At 44.9% G+C, this 528-nt stretch carries 2 tRNA genes; both read left to right on the top strand.

Features of this window, described 5'->3' with window-relative positions:
- The first annotated feature begins 118 nt into the window (after window positions 1–118).
- Window positions 119–195, top strand: a tRNA-Ile gene (locus L2672_RS17255).
- A gap of 131 nt (window positions 196–326) precedes the next feature.
- Window positions 327–402 (top strand) — tRNA-Ala (locus L2672_RS17250).
- The last annotated feature ends 126 nt before the right edge of the window (window positions 403–528 follow it).

Here is a 528-nt window from a genome sequence, read left to right as displayed (position 1 = left end):
CGTAACAAGGTAGCCCTAGGGGAACCTGGGGCTGGATCACCTCCTTACCTATACGACTAACTCAATATTTGCTGAGTGTTCACACAGATTACTTGATAGAAGAAAGAGAAATTACGTTGGGTCTGTAGCTCAGCTGGTTAGAGCGCACCCCTGATAAGGGTGAGGTCGGTGGTTCAAGTCCACTCTGACCCACCAAAATCCTTTCTACTCTGCGTTGGCTGATAACTTGTTTAGTGAACTAAACGTCGTCATCAACCGCCTTGATTAGAAATGATTTGGTAACAACGCCTTCATTGAAGGTAAACGTAATTCTCGCTGCATGTAATGGGGCTATAGCTCAGCTGGGAGAGCGCCTGCCTTGCACGCAGGAGGTCTGCGGTTCGATCCCGCATAGCTCCACCATTACTTCTCTAAGAGAAGCATGCATTGGTTAGAGAGGCCAAAGATAAGTTTAAATTTATCTTTGGCTTTTTTAAGCCCGCTCTTTAACAATTTGGAAAGCTGATAGTATTTAATATGATGATGTCT

Source organism: Shewanella gaetbuli (assembly GCF_023284065.1).
GTDB classification, from domain to species: Bacteria; Pseudomonadota; Gammaproteobacteria; order Enterobacterales; family Shewanellaceae; genus Shewanella; species Shewanella gaetbuli.
Note: the sequence above shows the minus strand (reverse complement) of the source record. Positions and strands in the feature narration are given on the sequence as shown.